Source organism: Amycolatopsis sp. NPDC051373, assembly GCF_040689465.1.
In the GTDB taxonomy this organism is placed as follows: Bacteria; Actinomycetota; Actinomycetes; order Mycobacteriales; family Pseudonocardiaceae; genus Amycolatopsis.
This window is the reverse complement of sequence record NZ_JBFBAE010000023.1, coordinates 66,876-80,662: the sequence shown is the minus strand read 5'-3', so window position 1 is coordinate 80,662 and position 13,787 is coordinate 66,876. Positions and strand designations below refer to the sequence as shown.

Sequence of the window (13,787 nt, the reverse complement as noted above, 5' to 3'; positions counted from 1 at the left end):
GAAAGAGTTTCAAGACCGAGCTGGAAAGGGAACAACAATGACCGGGCGCATTGTCGTCCTGTGGCGAGCGGGTACCGCTCCCGAGCGCCGAACCCGTTCGAACGGCTCGCGGTGTCCGGGACGATCGTCGAGGTCACCGGCAACCTGGGCAACTCGATCACTTTCGACCTCGAAGACCCCGAGTTCTCCTGGCCAGGGGAGACGTTCGTCGCGGAAGCTTCCCCCAGCCCCGGCCAGCGGCAATCATGACACCCGGCAAAACGGGAGAAGGGCCAGTACATGAGCGGGATCGACGCGGACGTCTTCGGGGGACGCATGCCGTCCGGCGCGGGCGACTTCGCCATCGAGACGCACGGCATCACGCCCGTGCCCGAGGCGAACCGGTTCGGCCGGCCGTGGCGGCTTGCGAGCGTGTGGTTCGCACCCAACCTCACCATGACCGCCGTCTTCACCGGCACGCTCGGGTCGACGTTGGGGCTGGGCTTCACGACCGGGTTCATCGTCGCGCTCGTCGGCACGGTCCTCGGCTCGCTGCCGCCCGCGTACCTGTCCACGTGGGGCCCGAAAACCGGCGCGGGACAATTGCCGCTCGCGCGCCTGCCGTTCGGCAAGACCGTGGTGCTGCCAGGGCTCGTGCAGTGGCTCGGCAGCATCGCGTGGGACGCGCTGGTGGGGCTCTTCGGCGGCGAAGCGCTGGCGGAGTTGACCGGGCTGCCGTTCTGGCTCGCCGTGGTCCTCGTGCTTGCCCTGCAATGCCTGCTCGGCGTGTTCGGCTACGCCGTGATCCACCGCGTCCAGGCCGTGATGAGCGCGGTGCTCGTGGTCGCGTTCGTGGCGCTCGCGGTCAAGGTCGTGCTCGACCACCCGATCACGTTCACCGACTCCGCGACCGGCGGCGACTATGCGGGCGCCATCGTGCTGTTCTCCACGATCACGCTCAGCCTCGCCATCTCGTGGGCGCCCTACGCCGCCGACTTCAGTCGCTACCTGCCCGCCGACACGAAGCCGGCCGGGGTCTTCTGGTTCACGCTGCTCGGGCTCGTCGCGTCCTACGCGCTGGGCGAGGGCATCGGCCTCGCGCTCGGCTCGGCGCTGGGCGACCAGACCGCCGCCGGCGTCTCGCAGCTGGTCGGCGGCGGCGTGGTCGGCGGCCTGGCGCTGCTGGTGATCGCGCTGGCCGCCGTGTCGTCCAACGCCATGAACGACTACAGCGGCTCGCTCGCCCTCCAAACCGTGGGCGTGCGGCTGCGCCGCCCGGTGTCCGCGGTCGTGGTGACCGTGCTGGCATTCGTGCTGATCCTCTGGATGCACAGCGGCGACCTGTCGGCGAAGTTCGAGAACGTGCTGCTGTTCGTGAGCTACTGGATCCCGCCGTTCCTGGGTGTCGTGGTGCCCGACTGGCTACGTCGCACGAAGGCCGGCCGGCGCTTCGACATCGGCGCTGAGCTGCGTAAATCCACCCGGACGTGGGCCGCGCTGGTGGCGTTCCTGGTCGGTTTCGCGGCGGCGGTGCCGTTCATGAACACCACTGTCTACACCGGACCTGTCGCCGCCGCCCTGCACGGTGCGGATCTGGCGTACTACGCGGGGTTCGTGGTTTCACTGGTGGCGTATTTGATCCTGCGCGGCGGAAAGAAGGTTGACCTCCAGTAAAGTAGAGGTCGCACGCTGGTTGGTACCTACTCCAGGAGGAACCATGCCAGTCGCCGTCATCACCGGCGCGTCAGCCGGGCTGGGGCGGGCCCTCGCCGGGGCCCTCGTCCGTCGCAAGTGGACAGTGCTGGGCACCGCGCGGGGTGCGGAAGCGTTGCGGACTACCGCCGACGAGATCGGCTTCACCGCCGTGCCCGGCGACGTCACGGACCCGGCGCACCGCGCCGCCCTCGCCGAGGCCGCCGGGCCGCGGCTCGATCTGCTCGTGAACAATGCCAGCAGCCTCGGCATCAGCCCGCTGCCGCCGCTGGCCGACTACCCGCTCGAAGCCCTGGAATCCGTCTACCGCACCAACGTCTTCGCGCCCCTCGCACTCACTCGAACGCTGCTGCCCGCACTGAAAACCGCGAACGGCACTCTCGTCGACATCAGCTCCGACGCCGCCGTCGAACCCTACGAGGGCTGGGGTGCCTACGGCTCCGCGAAAGCCGCGCTCGACCACGCCACGGCCGTGCTCGGCGTCGAGAACCCGGAGCTCGCCGTCTACGCCGTCGACCCCGGTGACCTGCGCACGGCCATGCACCAGCTCGCCTTCCCCGGCGAGGACATCTCCGACCGGCCGCTGCCCGAGACGGCTGTTCCCGCGTTCCTCAGGCTGCTCGACGAACGCCCGCCCAGCGGCCGCTACCGCGCCGCCGACCTCGCCACGGCGGTGCGCTCGTGACCACTCCGCACACCCGCTTCACGCTGTCGGACGATCTGCTCGCCGTCGCACCACCCGAAGCACGGGGCCTCGCCCGCGACGAGGTCCGGCTGCTCACCGCGAGCCCGGCCGGGGTCCACCACGCCACGTTCCGCGAGGTCGGCGACCACCTGCGGCCCGGTGACCTGCTCGTCGTCAACACTTCGGGCACGCTCCCGGCGGCCGTCGACGCCGTGCGCGGCGACCACGTCGTCGGCGTCCACTTCTCCACCGAGCTCGACGCCGTGGAGTTCGACGAGGGCACCTGGGTCGTCGAACTCCGCGCCACCGGTGGTCCGCTGCTCGACGGCCGCGAAGGCGAGCACCTCGCGCTGCCCGCCGGAGCCGGCCTCACCCTGCTCGAGCCGCACATCGCCGGCCGGCGACGACTCTGGCGCGCCCGCGTCGACGTCGAAGGCGGCGTGGGGAAGTACCTGGCGCTCGTCGGCCGCCCCATCCGCTACGGCTACGTCCCGCGCACGTGGCCGCTCACCGACTACCAGACCGTGTTCGCCCGCGACCCCGGCTCGGCGGAAATGCCCAGCGCCGCCCGCCCCTTCACCGCGGAACTGGTGACGCAGCTGGTCTCCCGCGGCGTGCTCTTCGCGCCGATCCTGCTGCACACCGGCGTCTCGTCGCCGGAAGCGGGAGAGCCCCCGTACGCGGAGCGCTTCCGCGTCCCCGTCACCACGGCCGCGCTGGTCAACTGGGTTCGCACGCAGGGTGGCCGCGTCGTCGCCGTGGGGACGACCGCGGTCCGCGCGCTCGAGTCGGCCGCGGTGGACGGCTCCGTCACCGCCGCGTCGGGCTGGACGTCGCTGGTGCTGGGCCCGGACCACCCCGCCCAGGTCGTCGACGGGCTCGTCACCGGCCTGCACACGCCTGAGGCCTCGCACCTGCTCCTGCTCGAGGCCGTCGTCGGCCCCGCCCTGGTGCAGCGCGCCTACGACGCGGCCGTCGAACGGAGGTACCTCTGGCACGAGTTCGGTGACGTCTCGTTGCTGCTGAGCAAGTAACGGCACCCCTGTCAAGGGCCTCCCGCCGGTTTTCCCGCGATGCGGATGTCGATGCGCCCGGGTGAGTGACCGTGCGAACCTCGCCGGGACCCGTCGCCGCTGGAAGGGCCCACCCGTGCGCAAGCTCCCGAGAACCCGTCTGTTCGCCGCCGCGCTCGTCGCGCTGACCGCAGTGGGCGCACTCACGGGCTGTTCACGCGCGGACCGGCCCCAGGCCGCGGCCACGGACGAGGGCGCGGCGACGGAGGTCCGCCTCGGCTACTTCCCGAACGTCACCCACGCGCCGGCGCTGATCGGCGTCGACAAGGGCTTCTTCACCCAGCAGCTGGGCAAGACGAAGCTGACCACGCAGACGTTCAACGCCGGCCCCGACGAGGTCAACGCGCTGCTCGGCAAGTCGCTCGACATGGCGTTCATCGGCTCGGGCCCGGCCATCACGGCCTTCAGCAAGTCCGAAGGCGCCATCCAGCTGGTCTCGGGCGCGGTCTCGGGCGGTGCCCAGCTCGTGGTGAAGCCGGACATCACCAGTGTCGACCAGCTCAAGGGCAAGACGCTGACGACGCCGCAGCTGGGCAACACGCAGGACGTGGCGCTCAAGAAGTTCCTCGCCGGCAAGCAGCTCACCGGCCAGGTCACCGTGACCACGATGGACAACCCGAAGACACTCGACGCCTTCCGCAAGGGCGACGTCGACGGCGGCTGGCTGCCCGAGCCGTGGTCCTCGCGGCTGGTGCTCGACGCCGGCGCGAAGGTGCTCGTCGACGAGAAGTCGCTGTGGCCCGACGGCCGGTTCCCGACCACCGTGGTGATCGTGCGCAGCGAGTTCCTGCAGCAGCACCCCGACACCGTGCGCGCGGTGCTGCAGGGCGAGCTGGCGGCCATCGACTGGGCCAAGGCCAATCCGGCGGACGCGAAGACGGTCGTCAACGGAGCGCTCAAGAAGCTCGCCGGCAGCTCGCTGAGCCCGGCCGTGCTCGACCGCGCGTTCTCCGGCATCGAGCTGACCACGGACCCGATCCCCGAGCAGTTCCCGCAGCTGGCGCAGGACTCCGTCACCGCGGGCGTCGCGAAGTCCGCCGTGGCGCTCAAGGGGTTCGCCGACTTCGGTCCGCTCAACGAGGTCCTGCAGGAAGCGAAGCAACCCGCCGTCGAAGCCCCCGCCCTGGCCAAGTGACCGCGTCCCGGTGATCCAGCCCTGGTGATCGAAGAGAGGCAGCGAGCGATGACCATCACCCTCCCCAGTGGACGGACCGAGTTCACCGGCACGGCCGCGGTGCGGCTTTCCGGCGTCGGCAAGGCGTTCGGCCCGGCCGGGCGCGCCGTGGTGGCGCTCGACGGCATGGACCTGGCGGTGGCGCCAGGTGAGTTCGTGTGCCTGCTCGGCGCGTCGGGCTGCGGCAAGAGCACGCTGCTGAACCTCGTGGCCGGCCTCGACGCGCCGTCGGCGGGGGAGATCACGCTCAACACCTCGCGCCCGGCGGTGATGTTCCAGGAGGCCGCGCTCATGCCGTGGCTCACGGCCAGCCGCAACGTCGAGCTGCCGCTGCGCCTGGCCGGGTTCGGCCGCGCCGAGCGCCGCCGCAAGGCCGCCGAGCTGCTGGACCTGGTGCGCCTGAGCGGAGTGGGCGACAAGCGTCCGCACGAGCTGTCCGGTGGCATGCGCCAGCGGGTCGCGCTGGCCCGCGCGCTCGCGGCGACCCACCGCGTCGGCGGTGACGCCGAGCAGGCACTGCTGCTGATGGACGAGCCGTTCGCCGCCCTCGACGCCATCACCCGCGACGTGCTGCAGGGCGAGCTGCTGCGCGTGTGGGGCAGCACGGGCACGTCGGTGCTGTTCGTGACCCACGACGTGCGCGAGGCCGTGCGGCTGGGCCAGCGCGTGGTTCTGCTGTCCTCGCGCCCGGGCCGCGTGGTGCGCGAGTGGACCGACGTGCCGCTGGCCGACACCGAGGAGCTGACCGAAGAAATCACCGGCCACCTGCGAAAGGTGATCAGCACCCATGCCGCAGCCTGACGGACCCGTCGACGAGCTGGACGCCGTCGGTTCCGGCCTCGACGCGCTCGACGCCCCGGTAGGGGAGCGCCGCCCGTCGTTCTGGCGGCGGTTCGCGTGGGGTTTCCTGCCGCCGGTCGTCGCGCTCGTGCTGCTCGTGGTCGTGTGGCAGATCCTGTGGGCCGCCGCGTTCTGGCCGGAGGCGCAGCTGCCCGCGCCGCTGGCCGTGTGGAACGAGTTCTGGGACCGCCTCACCGACGGTGAGGTGTTCGGCTTCATCTGGACGTCGCTGCACCGCGCCGCGCTCGGCTTCGCCGCGGGCGTGGTGATCGGGACGCCGCTCGGGCTGCTCGTCGCCAAGGTCCGCGTGGTGCGCGCGGCGATCGGGCCGCTGCTCACGGGGCTGCAGAGCCTGCCGTCCGTGGCCTGGGTGCCGGCCGCGATCCTCTGGTTCGGCATCAACGACGCGGCGATCTACTTCGTCGTGTTGCTCGGGTCCGTGCCCTCGATCGCCAACGGCCTCGTGTCCGGCATCGACCAGATCCCGCCGATCCTGCCGCGCGTCGGCCAGGTCATGGGCGCGCGCCGGCTGGCCGCGGCCCGCCACATCCTGCTGCCGGCCGCGTTGCCCGGCTTCCTCGCCGGGCTGAAGCAGGGCTGGGCGTTCTCGTGGCGTTCGCTGATGGCGGCCGAGCTGATCGCGCTCTCGCCGCAGCTCGGCATCGGCCTGGGCGCGTACTTGAACCAGGGCTCGTCGCTCAACGCGATCGAGAAGGTGATCGCGGCGATCTTCTTGATCCTGCTCGTCGGGATCGGGATCGAGCTGCTGGTGTTCCGGCCGCTGGAGCGCGCCGTGCTGCGGGCGCGCGGCCTCACGTCTTCGCTCTGACGGGGTTCATCGGACGCGGTTTCGCGGCACCCGCCACAATGTCCGATCATGGCCCCCGCGATCCTGGCGCTGCTCGCCGATCTGATCTTCTTGGTGCGGTTCCTGCGCGAGCCACGGCGGTTCGGCAACGCCGTGTGGTTCGCGATCGCTTTGGTGTTGACGGCGTTGTGGCTCTTCAGCCTCACGGCGGGGCTGGTGTGGCTGCAGACCGTGGTTCTGATCGTCGTCGCGGTGGTGGCGGTGATCGCCGCGCTGGTGCTGCCGTGGGCGCTGGTCGCCAACGGCGCGGTGATGTGGCGCCGCGAGGGGCATCGGCCGGCGAACCTGCTGTCGCTGCTCGCGGGGCTGGCGATTCTGGCGGTCTACGTCTTCACGGTGGGCGCGGTCGCTTTCACGCGCGCGGCGCCGTGGCTGATCGTGGTGGCGCTGTCGGCACTGCTGCTCTCGGCGTATCTGGCGTTCGTGTTCACGGCGCTGCTCATGTACTCCGTGCTCTACAGCCGGTTGAACCGCCGCGCCCGCGCCGTCGCGATCATCGTGCTGGGCTCCGGTTTGCTGGGTGACCGCGTGCCGCCGCTGCTGGCCAGCCGGCTGGACCGCGGGGTGCAGTGCTACCAGCGCTCGCCCGAGGCCGTCGTGGTCGTGTCCGGTGGCCAGGGCAGTGACGAGCTCACCTCGGAAGCCGTGGCGATGGCTGCGTATCTGGAGAACGCCGGAGTGCCTCGGGAGTCGGTGCTGCTGGAGGACAAGGCCACGACGACCGACGAGAACCTGCGCTTCAGCGTGGAACTGCTGCGCGCGCGGGGGATTTCCGGCCGGATCCTCGCCGTGACGAACAACTACCACGTCTTCCGCACCGCCATCCTCGCTCGCCGCCTGCGGTTGCGCCTGGACGTGATCGGGGCGAAGACGGCGTCGTACTTCGTGCCGAGCGCTTTTCTGCGGGAGTTCGTGGCTTTGCTGGTGCAGTACAAGAAGACGAACATCGCCGCGTTCGTGGTGCTGGGCGGTTTCCCGCCGGCGTTCGCCTTGCTCGGCCAGCTCTGACGCGCCTGCGGCACAAAAAACCGGCCCGCAGGCGAGGAGCCTGCGGGCCGGTCTGAAGTGGACGGTCAGCGCCCGGTGCGGCGAGATCCCGCGCGGGTGCCGGCCGAGAATGCCGCGGCGCCACGGCTGGAGCCGGAGGCCGAGCCGGCGCGGCTGGGCTGCTGCGAACGCGTCGCCGACTGGCCGGAACCACCGCGGCGCGGTTCGCCCTGCGTGCGGGCGGCGGCTGCGCCACCGCGACCGCCACCGGTGCGGCCGGCTGCGGCGCCACCGCGGCCGGCGTTCGCGCGCCCGGCGCCGCTGCGCCCCCCGGCTGAACGTCCGGCGTCACCACGACCGCGCCCGGCGCCGTCGGCGACGGCTTCCCGCGAAGTGCCGCCGCGACCACGGCCGCCGCTCTCACCGAACGATTCGCGAGCAGCACCGCCGCGACCGCGGCCTTCGCCGAACGAGTCCCGCCCGGCGCCACCCCGGCTGCCGCGGCTGGAGCCGCCGCGTCCGGCCGGCTCGCCCCGGTGCGACTGGGCGTTGGCGCGAGCGCCCTGCCCACCGCGGTTCTCCGGAGCCGGCCCGCCGCGACGGCCGCCGCGGGCGGAAGCGTCGCCGCCGGAAGCGGTGACCTTCTTCGGGCGGTTGTCGACGATCGGGCGGCGCGGCGAGGCGTCGAACGTGCGATCGCCGGGGGCGAGCTCGGCCAGCAGCGGGTGGCCGGGGCCGATCTGCGTGGTCGTGGGCTTGATGCCGGCCTTGCGGGTGAGGTCGCGGACGTCGGCGATCTGGTCGTCGGTCATCAGCGTCACCACGGTGCCCGACGCGCCCGCACGCGCGGTGCGGCCGGAGCGGTGCAGGTAGGCCTTGTGCTCCACGGGCGGGTCGGCGTGGATGACGAGGGTGACGTCGTCCACGTGGATGCCGCGGGCCGCGATGTCGGTGGCGACCAGGGTCTTGGCCGCACCGGAGGAGAACGCCTCCAGGTTGCGCGTGCGCGCGTTCTGGCCGAGGTTGCCGTGCAGCTCGACGGCCGGCACGCCGCTGGCCACCAGCTTGCGCGTGAGGCTCTTCGCGCGGTGCTTGGTGCGCGTGAACACGAGCGTGCGGCCGGGCGCGGCCGTGAGGTCGACGAGCACCGGCAGGCGGTGGGTCTCCTCGAGGTGCAGCACGTGGTGCGTCATGGTCGAGACGGGCGACTGCGCCGAGTCGACACTGTGCGTGACCGGGTCGTGCATGAAGCGCTTGACCAGCACGTCGACGCCGCCGTCGAGGGTCGCGGAGAAGAGCAGCCGCTGCCCGCGCTCGGGCGTCTGGTCCATGATGCGCCGCACTTCGGGCAGGAAGCCCAGGTCGGCCATGTGGTCGGCCTCGTCGAGCACGGTGATCTCGATCTGGTCGAGCTTCACCTCGCCGGAGCGCATGTGGTCGGCCAGGCGGCCGGGGCAGGCGACGACGATGTCCACGCCGTCGCGCAGGCGCGTGATCTGCGGAGACGCGCTCACGCCGCCGAAGATCGTGGTCGTCTTCAGGCCCAGCACCTTGCCCAGCGGCGCGATGGTGGCCTCGATCTGGGTGGCGAGCTCGCGCGTCGGCGCGAGGATCAGCGCGCGCGGGCGGCCGGGACGCCGGCGCGTGGGGCCGGCGGCGAGGCGGGCCAGCACGGGCAGCGCGAAGCCGTAGGTCTTGCCGGAGCCCGTGCGGCCGCGGCCGAGCACGTCGCGGCCCGCGAGCGTGTGCGGCAGCGTGGCTTCCTGGATCGGGAACGGCGAGGTGACGCCCTGGGCCGCCAGCGCGTCCACCAGGGACTTTGGCAGGCCGAGTTCAGTAAAAGTGGTCATAAGTGCGTACGGGCGCTCGAAACGCCCCGGTTCTCCATACGTGAGAAGGGTTGTCCTGCCCGGCGCAGACCTCGGGGGGCCGCGGCGCGTGGTAGTCGACAACAACACGCGATCCGAGGCAGAACTGAGCGGACCGCAAGATCAGTATAGCCGAACGCGCACGCAGGGCCGAGTGAGTTTGCCCGCACCCCGGCCCCTTGCTAAGTTACCCGTCGGTAATCACGGAGGAGAGCCATGCCGCTGCTCAACCCGCGGGCCTACGACCCGCAGTCGTTCGACCCGGAGACCCGGCGCCTGCTGCTGGCCACGATCGAGTGGTTCGAGTCACGCGGCAAGCGCAAGCTCACCGAGGACTACCACAACCGCACCTTCTACGCGGACTTCCTCGAGTTCGCCGGCAAGGAAGGCCTCTTCGCCACGTTCCTCACGCCTGCCGCGGCCGCCGATGGGGCGCCGGACAAGCGCTGGGACACCAGCCGCGTGGCCGCGCTGTCGGAGCTCCTCGGCTTCTACGGCCTCAACTACTGGTACCCGTGGCAGGTCACCATCCTCGGGCTCGGCCCGGTGTGGCAGAGCGGCAACGAGGTCGCGCGCAAGCGGGCGGCCGACGCCCTGGACGCGGGCGGCGTCGGCGCGTTCGGACTGTCCGAAAAGGACCACGGCGCCGACATCTACTCGTCCGATCTCGTCCTCACGCCCGACGGCGCGGGCGGCTACCGCGCCAACGGCTCGAAGTACTACATCGGCAACGGCAACGTCGCCCGCACGGTGTCGGTCTTCGGCCGCATCGACGGCGTCGAGGGCCCGGACCAGTACGTGTTCTTCTACGCCGATTCGACGCACCCGAACTACCACGTGGTGAAGAACGTCGTGCCCTCGCAGATGTTCGTCGCCCAGTTCCGGCTCGAGGACTACCCGGTGCACGCCGAGGACCTCCTGCACGTCGGCCCGGAGGCCTTCAGCGCCGCGCTCAACACCGTGAACATCGGCAAGTTCAACCTGTGCTTCGGTGGCATCGGCATGGCCACGCACTCGCTGTACGAGGCCATCACCCACGCCCACAACCGCATCCTCTACGGCAAGCCCGTCACCGACTTCCCGCACGTGCGCCGCGAGTTCGTGGAGGCCTACGCCCGGCTGGTCGGCATGAAGCTGTTCTCCGACCGCGCCGTGGACTACTTCCGCTCCGCCGGCCCGGACGACCGCCGCTACCTGCTGTTCAACCCCATCACCAAGATGAAGGTGACCACGCAGGCGCAGAAGGTGATCGGCCTGGTCGCCGACGTCGTCGCGGCCAAGGGCTTCGAGGCCGACACCTACCTCGCCATGGCCAAGAACGACATCGACGGCCTGCCCAAGCTGGAGGGCACGGTGGCGGTCAACCTCGCGCTGATCGCGAAGTTCATGCCCGCGTACCTCTTCGCGCCCCAGGACTACGCCCCGGTTCCGACCCACGATGACGCTGCGGACGACGAGTTCCTCTTCCGCCAGGGCCCCGCGCGCGGCCTGTCGAAGGTCCGCTTCCACGACTGGAAAACGGCCTACGGCAAGGCTTCGCACATCCCGAACGTGGCGCTCTTCCGCGAGCAGGCCGACCACCTCGTGCGCCTGCTCACCGAAGCCGCGCCGGACGAGGCCCAGCAGGCCGATCTGGACTTCGGGCTGGCTCTGACGGAGCTGTTCACCCTCGTCGTCTACGGCCAGCTGATCCTGGAGCAGGCCGAGCTCACCGGCGAGTCCGACGACGTCGTGGACCAGCTCTTCGCCGTGCTGGTGCAGGACTTCAGCGCGGCCGCGGTGGACCTCAACGGCAAGGCGAGCTCCACGGCGAAGCAGCAGGAAATCGCGCTCGCGGCCCTGCGCAAGCCCGTGGTCGACGCCGACCGATTCGGTCGCGTGTGGACAGTGGTGCGCGACCTTTCGGGGGCGTACGAGATGAACGCCTAGGGCTCGAGCCGGGTTGTCCCCGCGGACAACAAAAGGCCTCGTTCAGGTTGGCCGGGAACATCGCCACCGCGGCGACCCTGCTGCACGGTGAGCAGGCAATCCCTTTCACCTCACACCAGGAACGAGACTTGTCATGGCCGCTCCCGCACTACCCACCGTCGTCCTGATCCACGGCGCTTTCGCCGACGCTTCCGGCTGGCAGGCGGTGGCCGCCGGCCTGCGGGAACGCGGGTTTCCGGTGCTCGCGCCGGCCAACCCGCTGCGCGGGGTCGCCGCCGACGCCGGCTACGTCAGGGACGTCCTGTCGACGATCGAGGGCGACGTCGTGCTCGTCGGCCACTCGTACGGCGGTTGCGTGATCACCAACGCGAGCACGGGCCTCCCGAACGTGCGGGCGCTGGTCTACATCGCCGCCTTCGCACCGGACGAGGGAGAGACGTTGCTCGAGTCCTTCGCGCTCGGCGGCGGGACGTCCGAACTCGGCGAGCGCCTGGTTCGGCGCCCGTACCCGGGCGCGCCCGAGGGCGACGCAGACGGGTACATCGAGCTGGCGTCCTTCCACCGGCTGTTCTGCGCCGATCTCGACCCCGACCTCGCCGCTTTCATGTCCGTCGCCCAGCGCGGGTTCGCGTTGTCCTGCCTGTCCGCCCCTTCCGGCGTGCCCGGCTGGCGGACCATCCCGAGCTGGTACCTCGTGGCCGCCGACGATGTCACGATCCCGCCGGAGGCCGAGCGGTTCATGGCGAAGCGCGCCGGAGCGCAGACGGTGGAGATCGCCAGTTCGCACGTTGCGATGATCAGCAAACCGGCCGAGACGGTCGACCTGATCGTCGCCGCTGCCGCCGGGTGAAACAGGCCACTAGGCTGACCTGGTGACGCGACGCGTAGCCACGAGCGGGCCCGATCCGGAGCTCGTGGCACTCGCCGGACGGCTGCTGGGCACCATCGAAGCGTTCGCGGATGAGATCGCGTCCGCGATCGAGACCCGCGTCGAGTTCTACGCCATGCACAGCGTTGTTTCGGCCGACGACCTGCGGCGCTCGGTGCAAGGCAACCTCGAGTACGTCCTGCGGTCCTTGCGCGAGGACCGGTTCGCCGACGTCGCGGCGGCCCGGGCGACCGGTGCTCTGCGAGCCGAGCAAGGGGTGCCGCTGTCGGTGGTCATGGCGGCGTTCCGCGTGTTGTTCAGCCAGATCTGGCACAGCCTCGTGCGGCACGCCCGGACCCGGGCACAGGTCTCCGATCAGGCGCTGGTGGACGCGGCGTCCGACCTCTGGTCCGCCCACGACACCTTCGCCGAGGAGATGGCCGCCGCCCACCGCGAGGCGACGATGGCTCTGGTGCTGCGCAACGAGGGCGAGCGCTCGGCCCTGGTCGGCGCCCTTCTGGAGGGGCGCCCGCTGAACGAGACGTCCGTCTGAGAAGTCGCGGACGTGCTCCGCCTGCCCAAACGGGGGCCGTTCGTCGTGGTCGCGGCCGAATCGGTGCAGCGCGCGCAGGAAGCGCTGCCCGGCATCGAGAACCGCTTGCGGGTACGACGCATCGGTTCGGCCTGGCGGCTGACGCCCGACGCGCAGATCGGGATCGTCCGCTTCGAGAACGACGCCGACCTGCGCCCGCTCACATCGACCCTGACGGAGTCGGCCCGCAGCCGGATCGGCGTCAGCCCGCCGTACCTGGCACTGACGGAAACGGCGGCCGCGCTGCGGTTCGCGCGCATCGCACTGGCGAGCACGGTCGCCGGCACCCCGCACGTGACGATGTTCGACGACTTTCCGCTCGCCGTCGCGGCGGTCAGCGCGCCCGACGCGATGCAGCGAGTCCGGCAGGCCGTCCTCGGGCCGATCCTGGACCTGCCCGCCGAGCACAGCAAGGTCCTCCTCGACACCCTGGCCGCATGGCGGGACAGCAGGGGATCGGCGTCGGGCGCCGCGGCGGTGCTGTTCTGCCACCCCAACACGATCCGCCACCGGCTGCGGCGGATCGAGGCCGCCACGGGTCGGTCCTTGAGCGACCCGAAAGCAACTGCGGAGATCCTGATCGCGCTCGAGGCCGCGTTGCTGGGAATCGCGCAGTGACGAACGTCTGAGTGCACCGGGTTCGCGGCCGCACCGGTCCGCGAACCCGGGCCGCGCTCGTCCGCGCGGCTACGCTGGCGCGTCGTGACCGCACCCCGCCTCGAAGCCCAGGCCATCACCACCGCGCGGCTGGACCTGCTGCCGCTGCTCGTCGAGCACGCCGGGGAGATGGCGCGGGTGCTGTCCGATCCGGCGCTGCACACCTTCATCGGCGGCAGCCCGGACAGTCCGGAAGCCCTGCGCACGCGCTATCAGCGCATGACCGCCGGCTCGCCTGACCCGGCCGTGACGTGGCTGAACTGGGTGATCCGGCTTCGCGGCGAGGACTGCCTGACGGGCACCGTCCAGGCGACCGCGAGCGCCGCCGGCGCCGAGATCGCCTGGGTGGTGGGGACGCCGTGGCAAGGCCGCGGCATCGCCACCGAAGCCACCCAGGCGCTCGTTGCCTGGCTCGACCGGCAGCCGGTGGCCGTCGTTCTCGCCCACATCCACCCCGGGCACCGGGCTTCCGCCGCCGTGGCCACCGCCGCCGGGCTCACGCCCACCGACGAGTGGCACGACGGCGAAATCCGCTGGTCGAAAACCCGCTAGAC

The 13,787-nt window shown here is 71.2% G+C and carries 14 protein-coding genes; 13 read left to right on the top strand and 1 reads right to left on the bottom strand.

Features of this window, described 5'->3' with window-relative positions:
* Nucleotides 1-60 precede the first annotated feature (60 nt).
* The 8 genes from AB0383_RS35310 to AB0383_RS35275 all read left to right on the top strand — a co-directional run bounded on the left by AB0383_RS35310 (nt 61) and on the right by AB0383_RS35275 (nt 7,340).
* Entirely contained in the window at nt 61-249 is a 189-nt protein-coding gene (locus tag AB0383_RS35310) for a hypothetical protein (protein WP_364186304.1), read from the top strand.
* 30 nt (nt 250-279) lie between these two features.
* On the top strand, nt 280-1,653 hold the full coding sequence (locus AB0383_RS35305) for a cytosine permease (RefSeq protein WP_366189598.1): 1,374 nt from the start codon (nt 280-282) through the stop codon (nt 1,651-1,653).
* A gap of 43 nt (nt 1,654-1,696) precedes the next feature.
* On the top strand, nt 1,697-2,377 hold the full coding sequence (locus AB0383_RS35300) for an SDR family NAD(P)-dependent oxidoreductase (RefSeq protein WP_364186308.1): 681 nt from the start codon (nt 1,697-1,699) through the stop codon (nt 2,375-2,377).
* The gene (locus AB0383_RS35295) at nt 2,374-3,411 is read left to right on the top strand and encodes an S-adenosylmethionine:tRNA ribosyltransferase-isomerase (RefSeq protein WP_366189597.1); all 1,038 of its coding nucleotides are present in this window, start codon (nt 2,374-2,376) and stop codon (nt 3,409-3,411) included. Before AB0383_RS35300 ends, AB0383_RS35295 begins: the two co-directional genes overlap by 4 nt.
* Before the next feature lie 115 nt (nt 3,412-3,526).
* Complete coding sequence (locus AB0383_RS35290) at nt 3,527-4,585, top strand: ABC transporter substrate-binding protein (RefSeq protein WP_366189664.1); 1,059 nt, start codon at nt 3,527-3,529, stop codon at nt 4,583-4,585.
* Between the two features lie 48 nt (nt 4,586-4,633).
* Nucleotides 4,634-5,425, top strand: a complete 792-nt coding sequence (locus AB0383_RS35285) for an ABC transporter ATP-binding protein (protein ID WP_366189596.1) — start codon at nt 4,634-4,636, stop codon at nt 5,423-5,425.
* Entirely contained in the window at nt 5,412-6,293 is an 882-nt protein-coding gene (locus AB0383_RS35280; protein WP_220246860.1) for an ABC transporter permease, read from the top strand. Before AB0383_RS35285 ends, AB0383_RS35280 begins: the two co-directional genes overlap by 14 nt.
* Before the next feature lie 48 nt (nt 6,294-6,341).
* Nucleotides 6,342-7,340, top strand: coding sequence for a YdcF family protein (locus AB0383_RS35275; protein WP_364186314.1), 999 nt, complete (start codon nt 6,342-6,344; stop codon nt 7,338-7,340).
* Between the two features lie 65 nt (nt 7,341-7,405).
* On the opposite strand, the gene AB0383_RS35270 is transcribed toward AB0383_RS35275, so the two are convergent.
* On the bottom strand, nt 7,406-9,169 hold the full coding sequence (locus tag AB0383_RS35270; RefSeq protein WP_366189595.1) for a DEAD/DEAH box helicase: 1,764 nt from the start codon (nt 9,167-9,169) through the stop codon (nt 7,406-7,408).
* 234 nt (nt 9,170-9,403) lie between these two features.
* Between AB0383_RS35270 and AB0383_RS35265 the strand changes: the two genes are divergently transcribed.
* From AB0383_RS35265 to AB0383_RS35245, 5 genes are all read left to right on the top strand, one after another.
* Complete coding sequence (locus tag AB0383_RS35265) at nt 9,404-11,116, top strand: acyl-CoA dehydrogenase (RefSeq protein WP_366189594.1); 1,713 nt, start codon at nt 9,404-9,406, stop codon at nt 11,114-11,116.
* Between the two features lie 133 nt (nt 11,117-11,249).
* Nucleotides 11,250-11,966, top strand: a complete 717-nt coding sequence (locus AB0383_RS35260) for an alpha/beta hydrolase (protein ID WP_366189593.1) — start codon at nt 11,250-11,252, stop codon at nt 11,964-11,966.
* Nucleotides 11,967-11,988: 22 nt separating this feature from the next.
* A complete protein-coding gene (locus tag AB0383_RS35255) occupies nt 11,989-12,537 on the top strand; it encodes a hypothetical protein (protein ID WP_366189592.1) in 549 nt (182 codons plus the stop codon).
* Between the two features lie 12 nt (nt 12,538-12,549).
* On the top strand, nt 12,550-13,194 hold the full coding sequence (locus tag AB0383_RS35250; protein ID WP_364189933.1) for a helix-turn-helix domain-containing protein: 645 nt from the start codon (nt 12,550-12,552) through the stop codon (nt 13,192-13,194).
* Nucleotides 13,195-13,278: 84 nt separating this feature from the next.
* Nucleotides 13,279-13,785 carry a GNAT family N-acetyltransferase gene (locus AB0383_RS35245; protein ID WP_364189935.1) on the top strand — a complete coding sequence of 169 codons (507 nt, stop codon included), beginning with the start codon at nt 13,279-13,281 and terminating at the stop codon, nt 13,783-13,785.
* The last annotated feature ends 2 nt before the right edge of the window (nt 13,786-13,787 follow it).

Bases quoted from the DNA above. Each gene is read 5' to 3' on its own strand.
- AB0383_RS35305 (WP_366189598.1), top strand. From the start codon at position 280: ATGAGCGGGATCGACGCGGACGTCTTCGGGGGACGCATGCCGTCCGGC.
- AB0383_RS35300 (WP_364186308.1), top strand. From the start codon at position 1,697: ATGCCAGTCGCCGTCATCACCGGCGCGTCAGCCGGGCTGGGGCGGGCC.
- AB0383_RS35285 (WP_366189596.1), top strand. From the start codon at position 4,634: ATGACCATCACCCTCCCCAGTGGACGGACCGAGTTCACCGGCACGGCC.
- AB0383_RS35280 (WP_220246860.1), top strand. From the start codon at position 5,412: ATGCCGCAGCCTGACGGACCCGTCGACGAGCTGGACGCCGTCGGTTCC.
- AB0383_RS35275 (WP_364186314.1), top strand. From the start codon at position 6,342: ATGGCCCCCGCGATCCTGGCGCTGCTCGCCGATCTGATCTTCTTGGTG.
- AB0383_RS35270 (WP_366189595.1), bottom strand. From the start codon at position 9,169: ATGACCACTTTTACTGAACTCGGCCTGCCAAAGTCCCTGGTGGACGCG.
- AB0383_RS35265 (WP_366189594.1), top strand. From the start codon at position 9,404: ATGCCGCTGCTCAACCCGCGGGCCTACGACCCGCAGTCGTTCGACCCG.
- AB0383_RS35260 (WP_366189593.1), top strand. From the start codon at position 11,250: ATGGCCGCTCCCGCACTACCCACCGTCGTCCTGATCCACGGCGCTTTC.